The organism is Methylobacterium sp. 17Sr1-1, from assembly GCF_003173775.1.
Classification (GTDB): domain Bacteria; phylum Pseudomonadota; class Alphaproteobacteria; order Rhizobiales; family Beijerinckiaceae; genus Methylobacterium.
The window spans coordinates 5,994,116-6,009,850 of sequence record NZ_CP029552.1; the positions used below are offsets into that span (position 1 = coordinate 5,994,116).

The 15,735-nt window shown below is 71.1% G+C and carries 13 protein-coding genes; 3 read left to right on the forward strand and 10 right to left on the reverse strand.

Features of this window, described 5'->3' with window-relative positions; genetic code table 11:
• Positions 1–196: 196 nt before the first annotated feature.
• On the reverse strand, positions 197–2,215 hold the full coding sequence (locus DK412_RS27345; RefSeq protein WP_109974548.1) for a protein meaA: 2,019 nt from the start codon (positions 2,213–2,215) through the stop codon (positions 197–199).
• Positions 2,216–2,416: 201 nt separating this feature from the next.
• Here DK412_RS27345 and ccrA point away from each other — a divergent pair, with 201 nt between their 5' ends.
• From ccrA to DK412_RS27360, 3 genes are all read left to right on the forward strand, one after another.
• Positions 2,417–3,712 carry a crotonyl-CoA carboxylase/reductase gene (gene ccrA, locus DK412_RS27350; RefSeq protein ID WP_109974549.1) on the forward strand — a complete coding sequence of 432 codons (1,296 nt, stop codon included), beginning with the start codon at positions 2,417–2,419 and terminating at the stop codon, positions 3,710–3,712.
• A gap of 139 nt (positions 3,713–3,851) precedes the next feature.
• A complete protein-coding gene (leuD, locus tag DK412_RS27355) occupies positions 3,852–4,454 on the forward strand; it encodes a 3-isopropylmalate dehydratase small subunit (protein ID WP_109974550.1) in 603 nt (200 codons plus the stop codon).
• A gap of 194 nt (positions 4,455–4,648) precedes the next feature.
• The gene (locus DK412_RS27360) at positions 4,649–5,845 is read left to right on the forward strand and encodes a lytic murein transglycosylase (RefSeq protein ID WP_109974551.1); all 1,197 of its coding nucleotides are present in this window, start codon (positions 4,649–4,651) and stop codon (positions 5,843–5,845) included.
• 259 nt (positions 5,846–6,104) lie between these two features.
• On the opposite strand, the gene DK412_RS27365 is transcribed toward DK412_RS27360, so the two are convergent.
• The 9 genes from DK412_RS27365 to DK412_RS27405 form a co-directional block, all read right to left on the reverse strand.
• Positions 6,105–7,325, reverse strand: coding sequence for an MFS transporter (locus tag DK412_RS27365; RefSeq protein ID WP_245447321.1), 1,221 nt, complete (start codon positions 7,323–7,325; stop codon positions 6,105–6,107).
• Between the two features lie 146 nt (positions 7,326–7,471).
• Entirely contained in the window at positions 7,472–7,894 is a 423-nt protein-coding gene (locus DK412_RS27370; RefSeq protein WP_109974552.1) for a helix-turn-helix transcriptional regulator, read from the reverse strand.
• Positions 7,891–9,591 carry an apolipoprotein N-acyltransferase gene (gene lnt / locus DK412_RS27375; protein ID WP_109974553.1) on the reverse strand — a complete coding sequence of 567 codons (1,701 nt, stop codon included), beginning with the start codon at positions 9,589–9,591 and terminating at the stop codon, positions 7,891–7,893. The genes DK412_RS27370 and lnt overlap by 4 nt, the downstream gene beginning before the upstream one ends.
• Positions 9,592–9,718: 127 nt before the next feature.
• A complete protein-coding gene (locus DK412_RS27380; RefSeq protein ID WP_109974554.1) occupies positions 9,719–10,756 on the reverse strand; it encodes a hemolysin family protein in 1,038 nt (345 codons plus the stop codon).
• Between the two features lie 33 nt (positions 10,757–10,789).
• On the reverse strand, positions 10,790–11,275 hold the full coding sequence (gene ybeY / locus DK412_RS27385) for an rRNA maturation RNase YbeY (RefSeq protein WP_109974555.1): 486 nt from the start codon (positions 11,273–11,275) through the stop codon (positions 10,790–10,792).
• Positions 11,272–12,402: a PhoH family protein gene (locus DK412_RS27390; protein WP_109974556.1), complete on the reverse strand. Its 1,131-nt coding sequence runs from the start codon at positions 12,400–12,402 to the stop codon at positions 11,272–11,274. Before DK412_RS27390 ends, ybeY begins: the two co-directional genes overlap by 4 nt.
• Positions 12,403–12,413: 11 nt before the next feature.
• On the reverse strand, positions 12,414–13,790 hold the full coding sequence (gene miaB / locus DK412_RS27395; protein ID WP_109974557.1) for a tRNA (N6-isopentenyl adenosine(37)-C2)-methylthiotransferase MiaB: 1,377 nt from the start codon (positions 13,788–13,790) through the stop codon (positions 12,414–12,416).
• A 69-nt stretch (positions 13,791–13,859) separates the two neighbouring features.
• Positions 13,860–14,741: a lysophospholipid acyltransferase family protein gene (locus DK412_RS27400; protein ID WP_109974558.1), complete on the reverse strand. Its 882-nt coding sequence runs from the start codon at positions 14,739–14,741 to the stop codon at positions 13,860–13,862.
• Positions 14,742–15,252: 511 nt separating this feature from the next.
• Entirely contained in the window at positions 15,253–15,735 is a 483-nt protein-coding gene (locus DK412_RS27405; RefSeq protein ID WP_109974559.1) for a GNAT family N-acetyltransferase, read from the reverse strand.

Genomic DNA, 15,735 nt, shown 5'->3' on the forward strand with positions numbered 1-15,735 from the left:
CACAGGGTCATTCCGGGGCCGCGAAAGCGGAGCCCGGAATCCAGAACCGCGGATGGTCCAAGATAAAGCGACAAGCGCTCCACCTCTTTCTGAGCAACCTGAGTGCCTGGATTCCGGGCTCCGCTTTCGCGGCCCCGGAATGGCGCGGAGGATGTCAAAACCGAGGGCGCTCACTCGCCTCCCCCGGAACGCCCCCTCAGAACACCTCTTCCCGCCGCGGCGCCGCCTCTTCCGCCTCGCGCCGGGCGATCGAGCGCTCGACCACCTTGGCGAGGCCGACCATGATCGTGTCGAGGGCGTAGTCCTTCGGGGTGTAGATCGCCGCGACCCCCATGTTCTTCAGCACCAGCTCGTCCTCGGACGAGATGATGCCGCCGACGACGACCGGGATGTGGTCGAGGCCTTCCTGGCGCAGGCGAGCCCGCACCTCGCGCACCAGCGGCACGTGCGAGCCCGACAGGATCGACAGGCCGATGATGTGGGCGTTGCGCTCGCGCGCCTTGGCGACGATCTCGGCCGGGGTCTGGCGGATGCCGTCATAGGTCACGTCGAAGCCGACGTCGCGGGCGCGCAAGGCGATCTGCTCGGCGCCGTTCGAATGGCCGTCGAGGCCGGGCTTGCCGACGACGAGCTTCGGCGCCTCGCCTAAGCGCTCGCCGAGATCGGCGATGAGCAGGCGCGCCTCCTCCGCCGCCCCCGAGGTGACTGTCTCCGGCGTCACGCCGGTGGGGGCGCGGTACTCGCCGAAGACGTGGCGCAGGCGCTCGCCCCACTCGCCGGTGGTGACACCGGCCTTGGCGCAGGCGATCGAGGCCGGCATCACGTTGCGGCCTTCCCGCGCCGCGGCCTCGAGTTCGTCGAGCGCCGCCGCGACCGCCGCCGAATCGCGCTGCGCGCGCCAGGCCTTGATGCGGGTCTGCGCCTCCATCTCCACCGTCTCGGAGACGGTGAAGATCGCCCCGTCGCCGGCGGTGAGGGGCGAGGGCTCGCCGTTCTGGAACTTGTTGACGCCGACCACGACCTGCTCGCCGCGCTCGATCGCGGCGATGCGCTTGGCGTTCGATTCGACGAGCGCCCGCTTCATCAGCCCGGTCTCGATCGCCGTCACCGCCCCGCCGAGCCCGCCGATCCGAGCGAGCTCCGCCCGGGTCTCGGCCTTCAGCGCCTCGACCTTGGCGTCGATGGCGGTCGAGCCGTCGAAGATGTCGTCGTATTCGAGCAGGTCGGTCTCGAAGGCGAGGATCTGCTGCATCCGCATCGACCATTGCTGGTCCCAGGGACGCGGCAGGCCGAGCGCCTCGTTCCAGGCCGGCAGCTGCACCGCCCGGGCCCGTGCCCGCTTCGACAGCGTGACGGCCAGCATCTCGATCAGGATGCGGTGGACGTTGTTCTCCGGCTGCTGCTCGGTGAGGCCGAGCGAGTTCACCTGCACGCCGTAGCGGAAAATGCGCTTGCGCGGATCGTCGATGCCGTAGCGGTCGCGGGTGATCTCGTCCCAGAGATCGCAGAACGCCCGCATCTTGCAGATCTCGGTGACGAACCGCATGCCCGCGTTCACGAAGAACGAGATCCGCCCGACCACGTCGGCGAAGCTCGCCTCGTCGAAGGCGGGGTCGTCCCTCACCGTGTCGAGGACCGCGATGGCGACGGCCAGCGCGTAGGACAGCTCCTGGACCGGCGTCGCCCCCGCCTCCTGCAGGTGGTAGGAGCAGACGTTCATCGGGTTCCACTTCGGAACCTGGCTCGTCGTGAACAGGATCACGTCCTTGGTGAGCCGCAGCGAAGGACCCGGCGGGAAGACGTAGGTGCCCCGCGACAGGTATTCCTTGATGATGTCGTTCTGCGTCGTGCCTTGCAGCGCTGAGAACGGCGCGCCCTGCTCTTCCGCCACCGCGAGATACAACGCCAGCAGCCAGGGGGCCGTGGCGTTGATGGTCATCGAGGTGTTCATCTGGGCGAGCGGGATGTCCTGGAACAGGGTCCGCATGTCGCCGAGATGGGCGATCGAGACGCCGACCTTGCCGACCTCGCCGCGAGCGAGCTCGTGGTCGGGGTCGTAGCCGGTCTGGGTCGGCAGGTCGAAGGCGACCGAGAGACCGGTCTGCCCCTTGGCGAGGTTGCCGCGGTAGAGCGCGTTCGATTCCGCCGCCGTCGAGTGGCCCGCATAGGTGCGGATGATCCACGGCTTGTCCCGCTTGACGTCCGGTTCGCCCATTTGCGCCCTCGCCCCTCGTTGTCCCGTCGCCCGCGGGTCCGGATGGCCGCAGCGGGCCGGGATGGTAGCCACACCCGGCTTGACCGTCATTCTTGACGTAAGGCCCACAAGTAGGCCACGCCGCCAAAAGGGCTATTGAGGCCCCCTGGAACGACGCTAGAATCCACGGTGCAGTGCATCATTTCAAGGGAGGGGTCCGCGATGGCAGCGAGCGCCGCGGTGGAACCGGTTGCAAAGGGTGGGCCCGGGCTGAAGGACCTGTACGAGATTGGCGAGATCCCGCCGCTCGGCCACGTCCCGTCGAAGATGTACGCTTGGGCGATCCGGCGTGAACGGCACGGGCCGCCGGAAGAGTCGATGCAGATCGAGGTGCTGCCGACCTGGTCGATCGGCGACGACGAGGTGCTCGTCCTCGTGATGGCCGCCGGCGTCAACTACAACGGCGTCTGGGCCGGCTTGGGCGAGCCGATCTCGCCGTTCGACGTCCACAAGGCCGATTTCCACATCGCCGGGTCGGATGCCTCGGGCATCGTCTGGGCGGTCGGCGCCAAGGTGAAGCGCTGGAAGGTCGGCGACGAGGTCATCGTCCACTGCAACCAGGACGACGGCGACGACGAGGAGTGCAACGGCGGCGACCCGATGTTCTCGCCGACGCAGCGCATCTGGGGCTATGAGACCCCGGACGGCTCGTTCGGCCAGTTCTGCCGGGTGCAGTCGCGCCAGCTGATGCACCGGCCCAAGCACCTGACCTGGGAGGAGAGCGCCTGCTACACGCTGACGCTCGCCACCGCCTACCGGATGCTGTTCGGTCACGCGCCGCACACGATCAAGCCGGGCCAGAACGTGCTGATCTGGGGCGCCTCGGGCGGCCTCGGCGTGTTCGGCGTGCAGCTCTGCGCCGCGGCCGGCGCCAACGCCATCGCGGTGATCTCCGACGAGTCGAAGCGCGACTACGTCATGAGCTTAGGCGCCAAGGGCGTCATCAACCGCAAGGACTTCAACTGCTGGGGCCAGCTGCCCAAGGTCAACTCGCCCGAGTTCAACGAGTGGACCAAGGAAGCCCGCAAGTTCGGCAAGGCGATCTGGGACATCACCGGCAAGGGCAACGACGTCGACATCGTGTTCGAGCACCCGGGCGAGGCGACCTTCCCGGTCTCGGCGCTGGTGGTGAAGCGCGGCGGCATGGTGGTGTTCTGCGCCGGCACGACCGGCTTCAACATCACCTTCGACGCCCGCTACGTCTGGATGCGCCAGAAGCGCATCCAGGGCTCGCACTTCGCCCACCTGAAGCAGGCGGCCGCCGCCAACCAGTTCGTCATCGACCGCCGGGTCGATCCCTGCATGAGCGAGCTCTTCCCCTGGGACAAGATCCCGGAGGCCCACACCAAGATGTGGAAGAACCAGCACGCGCCGGGCAACATGGCGGTGCTGGTGAACTCGCCGCGGCCGGGCCTGCGGACCTTCGACGACGTGCTGGAGCTGTCGGGGTCGCGCTAGCGACCCGCTCGCGCTAGCGACCCGCTCGCGCTGACGCGCCTCGCGCTTCCCGCCGCACCGGCGAGTTGCTAGAACACCTCCGAACTGACGCCGCGCGGGGATTTGTCCCGCGCGGCGCGCATCTCGGACGAAGCGACCCATGGAAAAGTTCACCGTGCTGGAGGGCGTCGCGGCGCCGCTGCCGATCGTCAACGTCGACACCGACCGCATCATCCCCAAGCAGTACCTGAAGACGATCAAGCGCACCGGCCTCGGCAAGGGCCTCTTCTCCGAGATGCGCTACCGCGACGACGGCTCGGAGAACCCCGACTTCGTCCTCAACCAGCCGGCCTACCGCAACGCCAAGATCCTGGTCGCGGGCGACAATTTCGGCTGCGGCTCGTCGCGCGAGCACGCGCCGTGGGCGCTGGCCGATTTCGGCATCCGCTGCATCATCTCGACCAGCTTCGCCGACATCTTCTTCAACAACAGCGCCAAGAACGGCATCCTGCTGATCACGGTGGCGCCTGAGGACCTGGAAAAGCTCCTCGACGACGCCAATCGCGGCGCCAACGCGACGCTGACGATCGACCTCGAGAACCAGCTCATCAAGGGGCCGGACGGCGGCACGCTGCACTTCGACATCGATCCGGGCCGCAAGCACAACCTCATCAACGGCCTCGACGACATCGGCCTGACCCTCGAGAAGGCGCCGGCGATCGACGCCTACGAGCAGAAGCTCGCCGAGCGGCCCTGGGCCTGATCGCCGGTTCAGCCCGACGGCGCGAGACGCCGTCAGGGCGCGTACGGCTACGCTCGACCGGTAATCCCGCAAGGTCGGAGGGCGGTTCGCCGCGGCAAATCCCCTCCGATCGCCGATCACGTCAGGTTTTCCTTAACCCTGATGCCGCCCTATTCCGGTGCTTGGATCGGCGAAACGGGAGAGACTTCTTGCTCATGACGCGGCGCGCGACCCTCAAGGCCGCCACCCTGCTCTGCCTCGCCGGGATCGGCCTGCCGCAGGCGGCTCTGGCGGATTTCCGCTCCTGCCTCGCCGGGATCGGCCAGGATGCGGCGGCGGCCGGCGTGTCGCCGGCGGCGTTCCAGGCGGCGACGGCCGGCATCACCTTCGACGACAAGGTGATCGAGCTGTCCCAGGCCCAGCCCGAGTTCAAGACCCCGATCTGGGACTACATGGCCGCCCTCGTCGACGACGAGCGGGTCGATGACGGTCGCGCCGCCATGCGCCAGCACGCGAGCGCCCTCGCCCAGGCCGAGGCGCGCTACGGCGTCGACCGCTACACCATCGCGGCGGTGTGGGGCGTCGAATCGAATTTCGGCAAGAATCTCGGCAAGATGCCGCTGGTCCAGTCGCTCGCGACGCTGGCTTGCGGCGGCACCCGGCGGCGCGAGTTCTTCCGGGCCGAGCTGATCGCCACCCTGAAGATCATCGCCAAGGGCGACATCGCGCCCGAGCGCCTGACCGGCTCCTGGGCCGGCGCCTTCGGCCAGACCCAGTTCATGCCGACCACCTATCACCGTCTCGCCGTCGACCTCGACGGCGACGGGCGGCGTGACGTGGTCGATTCGGTGCCGGACGCGGTCGGCTCCACCGCCAATTTCCTGCGCGTCGCCAAGTGGCACAACGGCCAGCCCTGGGGCTACGAGGTGCGGCTGCCCTCCGGCTTCAACGTCTCGGCGGCGGGGCGCAAGAACAAGAAGCCGGTGGCGCACTGGGCCTCGCTCGGCGTCACCCGGCTCGACGGACGGCCGCTCTCGGCCGAGGGGCCGGTCGGCATCCTGGCGCCGGCCGGCGCCAACGGCCCGGCGTTTCTGGTGACGAAAAACTTCGACGCGATCTACTCCTACAACGCCGCCGAATCCTACGGCCTCGCCATCGCGGTCCTGTCCGACCGCCTGCGCGGCAAGGCCGGCGTCCAGACCGCCTGGCCGACCGACGACCCGCCGCTGTCGCGCGCCGAGCGCCGCAGCCTGCAGAGCGCGCTGGCCGCCCGCGGCTACGACGTCGGCGAGCCCGACGGCCGGGTCGGCGCCAAGACCCGCGAGGCGATCAAGGACATCGAGCGCCGCCTCGGCATGCCGCAGACCGGGCGGCCCGGGGCAAAGGTGCTCGAGGCGCTGGTGCGCAACTGACAGGACGGTCCAGTCTCCCCTTTTCCGTTCTCGAATTTTCGCCAAACCTTTGGCTTGGGGTCGAAAATTCGAGATGGGACAACGGCCTCGTCGATCTCGGGCAGGCCCGAGATCGACGTTGATGCGTCGGCATCTTAGGCCGTTGGTATCAGAGGCGTCTGGAGACCTCCTTCGAGGCTCGTTCACCCGCACCTCAGGATGAGGTCGAGGGTGGGACGAGCGAAGCGGAAGCGTCTCTTCGGCGTGTCCGAATCGCCGCTCAGATCCGCACCGTCCGGTCCCGCGCGGCGAGCAGCCCGAAACTTCCCGCCGAGACGCACAAGATCGCGTAGAGCGCCGCCGGCAAGCCCCAGCCGCCGCTGAGATCGTGCACGATGCCGACCAGGAACGGCCCGAGGGCCGCGAAGCAGTAGCCGACGCCCTGCGCCATGGCGGAGAGCTCGGCCGCGGCGCGGGGATCGCCGGCCCGCAGCACGATCAGCGTCAAGGCGAGGCCGAAGCAGCCGCCGAGGCCGAGACCCAGCAGCAGCGCGAAGCCCCAGGCCAAGGCCAGCGGCCCGAGCAGGAGCCCGGTGAAGCCGACCAGCGGCAGGCTGATCACCAGCACCACCCAGGGGCGCTGGTCGGGCCGGCGCGCGGCGAGCGTCGGCACGACGAGGGCGAGCGCTCCTTGCGCCAGCGCCGAGACCGAGGCGACGAGGCCGGCGGTCACGAGGTCGAAACCCCGGTCGACCAGGGCGGCGGGCAGCCAGCCGAACACGATGTAGGCGAGCGACGATTGCAGGCCCATGAAGGCGGTGACCTGCCAGGCCAGCGGATCGCGCCACAGCCGGCCGCTCGGCCGCGCGGCCGAGGCGGAGGGAAGCGGCCGGCCCCGCACGAAGGGCAGCCAGGCGGCGGCCGCCACCAGGGCGGGCGCCGCCCACAGCATCAGCGCCCCGTCCCAGCCGAGATCGAGGGCGCGGCGCGCCGGTACGGTGAAGCCGGCCCCGGCGGCGGCGCCGAGGCAGAGCAGAGCCGTGTAGAGGCCGGTCATCAGCCCGGCCCGATCGGGAAAGTCGCGCTTGACGATGCCGGGCAGGATCACCCCGACGATCCCGATCGCCGCGGCGGCGACCACCGAACCGAGGAAGAGCAGCGGCACCCCGCCGAGGCCGCGCAAGGTGAGGCCGAGCGCCAGCACCACCAGGGCCGCCAGCACCCCCGCATCCGGCCCGATGCGCCGCACGAGCAGCGGCGCGAGGCGGCCGAACACCCCGAGGCACAGGACCGGCAGGGTCACCAGCGCCCCGGCGAGGGCGCCGGACAGGCCGGTCTCGGCCCGGATGCCGGGCAGGAGCGGACCGACGCTCGACAGGGCGGGCCGGAGATTGAAGGCGACCAGCATCAGCCCGAGGCCGATCAGGACCGGAGAAAAGCCGGCCCCCGCCCGCTCCGGCCGCGCGACCCCGGCGCCGGGCTCCCGTTCGATGCTCCGCAAGACCGTCCCTCCCTGTCGCGCATCCGCGCGAGTTCGTCGCGCATCCGCGCGAGCTCGTCGCGCTTGTGCACGCGCTCGGCAGGGTCATATCGTGGCAGCGTCGGGCTGGGCAGCGAAACCTTTGCAACCCCGGCCCGCCGGATCCGTCACTCGGTGGCGTCCGGCGGCGCGGTGCCGGCGCCGATCGCCTCGACCAGGCTGATGATGCGCCGGCGCACCTGGTGGTCGGTGATGCGCTGGAAGGCGCGCACCAGTTGCAGGTCCTGGCTGGTCCAGAACACGTCGTTGGCGGCGAGGTCGGAGGCGGGCTCGGCCGCCCCCTCCTCGCGTCCGCCGTCCGGGCGCGGCGCCCCTTCGTAGAAGAAGCTCACCGGCACGCCGAGCATGTCGGCGATCTGGCGCAGCCGGCTGGCGCTGATCCGGTTGGTCCCCTTCTCGTATTTCTGGATCTGCTGGAACGTCACGCCGAGGGCATCGCCCAGCTTCTCCTGGCTCACGCCGACGAGAAGCCGCCGGACGCGCACGCGGTGCCCGACATGACGATCGACCGGATCGGGTGCCTTCTTCACATCGACGCTCCGCGGGGCGGGACGGGCGCGCGCCGGACGCGCGCCGCCAGGGCCATCACCCCGCACCCTAAGAGCATGATGGTGAAAAAAACATCGCCGAATCGTACGTACGCTGTGCTTTCCCTAAGGTTTCGCGGCAGGTTGCGGTCGAGAACGCCTTCGGTGCCGACCGACAACATGCCCGTCACCCGACCGTAAGGATCGACCACCGCACTGATCCCCGTATTGGCAGCCCGCACCAGAGGAATCCCTTCCTCGACCGCGCGCAGGCGCGCCTGCGCGAAGTGCTGGCGCGGGCCGGGCGTATCGCCGAACCAGCCGTCGTTGGTGACGTTGAGGAGCAGGCCGGGCCGCTCCCGGTGCGAGGCGACGGCGCCGGGGAAAATCGCCTCGTAGCAGATCGACGGCGCCACCGGCGGCAGGCCCGGCACCGCGAGCGGCGGCCGCTCATGCGCCTCGCCGGCGGTGAAGCCACCCGGCACCGCCACGAACTGCTTGAGACCGAGCGCCCGCAGCAGGCTGTCGACCGGCCCCGGCAGGTACTCGCCGAACGGCACGAGGTGGAGCTTGTCGTAGCGCCCGCCGACGAGGCCGTCCTGCCCGATCATCAGGATCGAATTGTAGAAGTGCAGGCGCTCGCCGGGCAGCGGCTCGTCGGCCCGCGCGGCGCCGGTGACGAGCAGCGTGCCGGGCGGCAGCGCGCTGCCGATCCGCCGCAGCGCCTGCGGATCGCGCTGGATCAGGAACGGGAACGAGGATTCCGGCCAGATCAGGTGGGTGACGTCGGAGAGGCCCTGCCGGTCCGGCGCGGTGGCGCTGTCGCTGAGGCCGAGGTAGCGCTCGAGGATGCCCTCGCGGTTGCGCGGGTTGAAGCGGGCATCCTGCGGGATGTTGGCCTGGACGAGGCGCAGGCGCACGTCGGGCACCTCCGGCATCGGCCCGGCCGGCAGGCGCAACGCGCCGCCGAAGCCCAGGACCGCGAGGACGAGGAGCGCGCCCATGGGCGGGCCCCACCGCCGGGCCTGTCCGCCGCCATCGGCGAGGGTGGCGGGTGCCGCGGCGCAGAGCACCGCCAGCACGGTGAGCCCGTAGAGCCCGACGACGGAGGCCGCCTGCATCAGCCAGAGGTTCTGGCCCAGCGCCATCCCCAGCGTATTCCAGGGAAAGCCGGTGAACAGGTGGCCGCGCAGCCACTCGGCGCCGGCGACGCCGAAGGCGAGCGCGGCGATCCGGCCCGGCCCCGGCGACCACAGGAGGCGGGCGGCGGAAAAGCCCGCGCCGTAGAACAGCCCCAGCACGGCCGGCAGGCCGAGCACGCCGAGCGGCATCAGGTAGGCGAACTGGTCGGCCTCGACCAGGAAGGCGGCGCCGAGCCACCACAGGCCGGCGGTGAGGTAGCCGAAGCCCCAGGCCCAGCCGATCAGGCCGGCGGCGAGCGCCGTGCCGGCGCGCCGGCCGAGGCGCGAGGAGGCGGTGGCCGCCCCGTCGAGCAGCCAGACCGCCGGCACCAGGGCGATGCAGAGGGCGGGCAGGAAGCCGAAGGGCGGCATCGCGAGCGCCCCGCAGGCGCCGGCGAGCCAGGCCAGGGCGAGGCGGGTCCAGCCGGCGGTGAGGGCGATGCGGTGGGCGAGCGGCGCGAGGCCGATGGGCGCTGCCGGGAGGACGAGCGCCGCCCCGCCGGTATCGGTGTCGTGCATGAAAGGCGGGCTCGTGGACGGCTCCCGAGCGGAACCGCGCGGCCCGTTCCTCTCAGGTCCTTGTTTCTACATCATGGCCGCTCCGGAACCGGCCGCCCGCGTGGCCGCGAGCGAGGCGAGGCCGGGATCAGGCCGCGGAATCGGCCCGCACGGCCTCGCCGCCGGGCGGCGGCAGGGCGAGCGGCGCCTCCGGTCCTTCGAGCCGGGCGAGGCCGCGATGCATGCGCAGGCGCTTGATCCGCCGCGGATCGGCATCCAGCACCTCGACCTCGAAGTCACCCGGCACGGCGATGACCTCGCCCCTGGCCGGGACCCGGCCGGCGAGGGTGACGATCAGGCCGCCGAGGGTGTCGACCTCCTCGGCCGCCTCCCCCACCGCCGCCGCGAGGTCGACCCCGGTCGCCTCGGCGACGTCGTCGAGGCTGGCCCGGGCGTCGGCGACGAAGATCTCGCTCTCGCCGTCGACCTTGAGGACGCGGTGGGTCTCGGCGACGTCGTGCTCGTCCTCGATGTCGCCGACCACGACCTCGATCAGGTCCTCGATCGAGATCAGGCCGTCGGTGCCGCCGTACTCGTCGATGACGAGGGCCATGTGGGTGCGGCTCGCCTGCATCCGGGCGAGCAGGTCGATCGCCGGCATGGAGGGCGGCACGAACAGCACCGGGCGCAGGATGCGGGTGGTGGCCAGCGTCGCCGTGAGGTCGACCTCGGCGAGGTCCGGCAGGCGGTCGCCGCCCGCCTCGGCCCGGCTCGCCATGTAGTCGACGAAGTCGCGGATGTGGACCATGCCGCGGGGGTCGTCCAGGCTCTCGCCGTAGACCGGCAGGCGGGAATGGCCGGCGCCGCGGAAGACCTTGAGCAGGTCGCCGAGCGCGGTGTCGATCGAGACCGCCACCACGTCGGACCGGGGGATCATGACGTCGTCGACCCGCACCCGGTGGAGGCTCAGCACGTTCTTGAGCATCGCCTGCTCGACCGCGGAGACCGGGTGGTCGCCGGCCTGCATCTCGGCGAGGGCGTCCGAGAGGCCGTCGCGCTGGGCGTCGCGCGGCTTCAGGTGAAAGATGTTCAGAAGGCGATCATACCAGGGTTCGCGCCCCGGACTGTCGTCCTCCGGGATCGCCTGCGCGGTCGCGGCGGCGCTGCGACTTCGATCGTTGCTCATGTCTCTCGCGTCTGGGGTGAGGGCGTCCGCGGCCTAGACCACCGCGTCGCCATACGGGTCCGGCACGCCGAGGCGCCGCAGGGCCGCGACCTCCAACGCCTCCATGGCGTCGGCCTCGGCGTCGCCGAGTTCGTGGTCGTGACCGAGGAGGTGCAGCGTGCCATGAACCACGAGATGGGCGAGGTGGTGGTCGAGGGGCTTGGACTGCTCGCCACTCTCGCGCAGGAGTGTGTCATACGCAAGAACCACGTCGCCGAGGAGGCGCGGGCCGCCGCCATGCGGCTGCTCGTTGGGGAAGGACAGCACGTTGGTCGGCTTGTCCTTGCCCCGCCAGGTCCGGTTCAGCTCCTGCACCGCGGGATCGTCGGTCAGCACGATGCTGATCTCGATCGGTCCGCCCGGCGGCACGATGGCGAGCGCCGCCTCGACGGCCTTCGCGACGAAGCCTTCGAGATCGGGCGCGACGGTCTCCCAGCGCTCGTCCTCGATCGCCACATCGATCTCGTTCTCGTCACTCACGGCAGCGGTCCCCGGCGCGGCGGCGTCGGCCGCTGGGCGGGCTCGTCACGATGCTCGTGCGCGTCCGCTTCGTAGGCCGTGACGATCCGGCGCACCAGGTCGTGGCGCACCACGTCGACGTCCCGGAAGGTGACCCGGCCGATGCCCTCGACGCCGTCGAGGATCCGCACCGCCTCGACGAGGCCGGATTTCTGGCCCGGCGGCAGGTCGATCTGGCTCGGATCGCCGGTGACGATCATGCGCGAGTTCTCGCCCAATCGGGTCAGGAACATCTTCATCTGCATCGAGGTGGTGTTCTGCGCCTCGTCGAGGAGCACCACCGCGTTGGTCAGCGTGCGGCCGCGCATGAAGGCGAGCGGCGCGATCTCGATCATGCCGGTCTGGAGGCCCCGGTCGACGTGGCGCGCCTCCATGAAGTCGTAGAGCGCGTCGTAGATCGGGCGCAGGTACGGATCGACCTTCTCGCGCATGTCGCCGGGCAGGAAGCCCAGCCGCTCGCCGGCCTCGACCGCCGGACGCGACAGGATCAGCCGTTCGGCATGGCCCTGCTCCAGCAGCGAGACGGCGTAGCCGACGGCGAGCCAGGTCTTGCCGGTGCCGGCGGGGCCTTCGGCGAAGACCAGCTCGTGGGCGCGCAGGGCCTTGATGTAGGCGTCCTGCGCCGCGTTGCGGGCCCGCACGCCGCCGCGGCGGCGGGTGGCGATCTGGTCGAAGGACGGCCGCTCGCCGTCCGCCGGCGCCTCGGCCGGGGAGAACAGGTTGCCCTGGAGCGAGGATTCCTGGATCACCCCGTCGACGTCGCCGAGGGTCAGCGGCGTTCCGCCCCCGTCGCGGACGCGGGCGTAGAGCAGCTCCAGCACCCGGCGCGCCCGCTCGGTCGAATCGGGCGGGCCCTTGACCACGACGTGGTTGCCGAGCGCGGTCGCCACCACGCCGAGCCGCCGCTCGAGGTGGGCGACGTTCTGGTCGTACTGGCCGAAGACCAGGCTCGCCAGACGGTTGTCGTCGAAGGTGAGGGCGATCTCGGCCGCCTCGCTCAGGCCCGCCACCGCCCGCGGGGCGAGTTCCCGTTCGCGCGCGGAGTCGCGCCCTCTCGGCCCGCGCCCGCCCGCCTCTCCCGTCGCCATCCTGTCGTTCCTCACGCGGCGGCCGTCGTCGCGGCCGCATCGGCCGTCGTCGCGGGTGCCGGAGCTGCGGTGATCGCCTCGCCGAACAGGCTGTTCGAGCCGGCCCGGGTGATCCGCACCGGGATCACGGTGCCGATCGCCGAGACGTCGCCCTCGATCTGCACCGCCTGGAGATAGGGCGACTTGCCGGCGACCTGGCCCGGATGCCGCCCCGGCTTCTCCAGCAGCACCGGCACGGTGCGCCCGATCGTGGCGTGGTTGAAGTCCTGGCGCTGGCGCTCCAGCAGCGCCTGCAGCTCGGCGAGCCGGGCGCTCTTGACGGCTTCAGGCACCGCGTCGTCGCTCTCCGCCGCCGGCGTGCCGGGGCGGGGGCTGTACTTGAACGAGAACGCGCTGGCGAAGCCGATATCGGCGATCAGCCGCATCGTCTCGGCGTGGTCGGCGTCGGTCTCGCCCGGGAAGCCGACGATGAAGTCGGAGGAGAGCGCGATGTCCGGCCGCGCCGCCCGCACCCGGTCGACGATGCGGCGATAGGTGTCGCCGTCGTGCTTGCGGTTCATCGCGTGCAGGATCCGGTCCGAGCCCGACTGCACCGGCAGGTGCAGGTAGGGCATCAGGGCCGGGAGGTCGCGATGCGCGGCGATCAGCGCCTCGTCCATGTCGCGCGGGTGGCTGGTGGTGTAGCGCAGGCGCAGAATCCCTGAGATCGCGGCGATGCGGTGCAACAGTTCCCCGAGCGTCCAGTCGCGCCCGTCAGGACCCGCGCCGTGATAGGCGTTGACGTTCTGGCCGATCAGGGTGAGCTCGCGGGCGCCCGCCGCTGCCAGGCGCTCGGCCTCCGCCACGATCTTGTCCACCGGGCGCGAGACCTCGGCGCCGCGGGTATAGGGCACGACGCAGAAGGCGCAGAACTTGTCGCAGCCCTCCTGCACGGTGAGGAAGGCCGAGACGCCCGGGGTGCGGCGCAGCGGCAGGTGGTCGAACTTGTCCTCGACCGGGAATTCGGTGTCGACGACGCGGCCGTCCTTCGACGCCGCGAGCAGTTGCGGCAGGCGGTGGTAGCTCTGCGGGCCCACCACCACGTCGACGCCCGGGGCGCGGTTCAGGATCTCGCGCCCTTCCGCCTGCGCGACGCAGCCCGCGACCACCACCGTGGTGTCGCGGCCGGCCTCCGCCCGCTCGCCCTTCAGGACGCGCAGCCGGCCGAGCTCGGAATAGACCTTCTCCGCCGCCTTCTCGCGGATGTGGCAGGTGTTGAGGACGACGACGTCGGCCTCCTCCACGGCGCCGGTCTCGACGAAGCCCTCGCGGCCGAGCAGGTCGACCATGCGGGAGGCGTCGTAGACGTTCATCTGGCAGCCGTAGGATTTGACGAACGCTTTCTTCAACGAACCGGCCCTGGAGGATGACGATGATCGGATGCGGCGGGGACGGTCCCGGGGGACCGCTCCCGTCATTTAAGCCGTCGCGGCCGGAATGAGAATAGGCGGCGCCTCGTGCACGGGGCGCGGGATCGGCGCAGGCAACGGGTCGGGTGGGGGCGCCGGCCGCCGGCCGGTCACCGCTTCCTGGAGGGCGCGGCGCACCGAGGCCTCGGCGAGCGCCGTCGCGGCCTTGCGGTCGGTGCCGGCCGCGAAGGCGATCGGCTCGCCCCAGGTCACCCGGACGTCGATCGGCCCGCGTTCGAAGAACAGCTTGACGCTGGGGCCGAGCTCCATGTCGCCGTACCAGGCGATGTCCGGGCGCTCGGCCCGGGTCAGCGGCAGGCCGTTGCGGCGCGTGTAGGCGATGCAGAGGGGCTGGAGCCGCACCCGGTCGAGCCCGCCCTCGGTGATCGCCGCCCGGGCGGCGCCGACGAGGGAGGTGCGGAACGGCAGGAGCCGGGTGCCGTCGCCGGTGGTGCCCTCGGCGAACAGCACGATCAGCTCGCCGTCGCGCAGGCGCCGGCTCATCTCGGTGTTGACCACGGCGGTGTGGCGCTTGCGGGCGCGGTCGATGAACACCGTGCGCTGGAGCCGGGCGAGCGTGCCGATCACCGGCCAGCCGGCGATCTCGGACTTCGCCACGAAGGAGAGCGGGCGCAGCGCCCCCAGCACCGGGATGTCGAGCCAGGAGATGTGGTTGGCGATGACGAGCGCCGCCTCGCCCGGGGCCGGCGGCGTGCCGGTGACGGTGATGCGGATCTGGAACAGGCGCAGGAAGACCCGGTGAAGCCAGGCCGGCGCGTGGCCGGCGAGATGGCTGCGCCCGAGCTTCAGGACCAGCCAGTGCGGCCCGGCGAGGAGCGCGAAGGTCAGGGCATAGGCGAGGAGCCGCAGGCCGGCGACGAGGTACGTCATGGTTCGGACGGCGGGGGCTCGGCTCGGGAAGGGGTCGTCTGGCGGGCCGCGCGGTTCCGGCCGCGCGGCCCTCGCCGCATACCAAGTCCGGCTGGGCGCTGTCCACCGCCCGGGCGGCGCCGTCGCCCGCAGAGCTATCCGGTGAATGGGAAATGGCGCGGGACTTCTCCTCTCCCCGCAGGCGCAGGGCTGTCCGGAGAAAAGGAGTGGCGCGTCTCCCCTCTCCAGGCGATGCCGGGCTTGCCCGGTATCGCTGCAAGGTGTGGGAGAGGGGCCGGGGGTGAGGGTGGCTCGGCTGCCGCAATGATCCTGAACCGTCGAGCTGTGCAGCTCGACTCTCGGCGATTCTTCCTGAAGCCGAGCCACCCTGCGCGATCTTCGATCGCCCCTACCCCTCTCCCAAACGGGAGAGGGGATCCCGCGCTTCATTCCAAAAAGGCATTTTCCCCGCCCGCGGGGAAAGGAGACACCCGCGCCATTCTCCTCCCCGGATGTTCCTTCCCCGTATCCCCTACCCCAGCGCCGCCTGCATCATGATCGCGTTGGCGCGGCTGCCGTCGGGCCGGGCGTAGTAGCTCGCCCGGCGTCCGGTCTCGGTGAATTTGAGCCGGTGGTACAGGGCCAGCGCCGGGGCGTTGCCGTCGTCGACCTCGAGGTGGACCCGACGCACGCCGGCATCCTCCAGGGCGACGAGGTGGGAGCGCAGGAGCTGGCGGCTCAAGCCCGCGCCGCGGGAGGCCGGCCCGAGCACGATGGTGAGGATCTCGGCCTCGTCGAGCACCTGGCGCGACAGCACGAAGCCGCCGATCACCGTGCCGAGCATCAGCGCGTGGGCGAGGTGGCCGCGCTCGCACAGCATGCGCTCGAACTCGTCCGCCTCCCAGGGCCGCGCGAAGGCGGTGGCGTGGAGCGCCGCGAGCTCCCCGGCCCGGTCGGCCGAGAGCAGGGGCGCGACATGGGCGGTCGGGGGGGAGCGGAACGGCATCCACTTCAT

Bases quoted from the DNA above. Each gene is read 5' to 3' on its own strand.
- DK412_RS27345 (WP_109974548.1), bottom strand. From the start codon at position 2,215: ATGGGCGAACCGGACGTCAAGCGGGACAAGCCGTGGATCATCCGCACC.
- ccrA (WP_109974549.1), top strand. From the start codon at position 2,417: ATGGCAGCGAGCGCCGCGGTGGAACCGGTTGCAAAGGGTGGGCCCGGG.
- leuD (WP_109974550.1), top strand. From the start codon at position 3,852: ATGGAAAAGTTCACCGTGCTGGAGGGCGTCGCGGCGCCGCTGCCGATC.
- DK412_RS27360 (WP_109974551.1), top strand. From the start codon at position 4,649: ATGACGCGGCGCGCGACCCTCAAGGCCGCCACCCTGCTCTGCCTCGCC.
- lnt (WP_109974553.1), bottom strand. From the start codon at position 9,591: ATGCACGACACCGATACCGGCGGGGCGGCGCTCGTCCTCCCGGCAGCG.
- DK412_RS27380 (WP_109974554.1), bottom strand. From the start codon at position 10,756: ATGAGCAACGATCGAAGTCGCAGCGCCGCCGCGACCGCGCAGGCGATC.
- DK412_RS27390 (WP_109974556.1), bottom strand. From the start codon at position 12,402: ATGGCGACGGGAGAGGCGGGCGGGCGCGGGCCGAGAGGGCGCGACTCC.
- DK412_RS27400 (WP_109974558.1), bottom strand. From the start codon at position 14,741: ATGACGTACCTCGTCGCCGGCCTGCGGCTCCTCGCCTATGCCCTGACC.
- DK412_RS27405 (WP_109974559.1), bottom strand. From the start codon at position 15,735: ATGAAGTGGATGCCGTTCCGCTCCCCCCCGACCGCCCATGTCGCGCCC.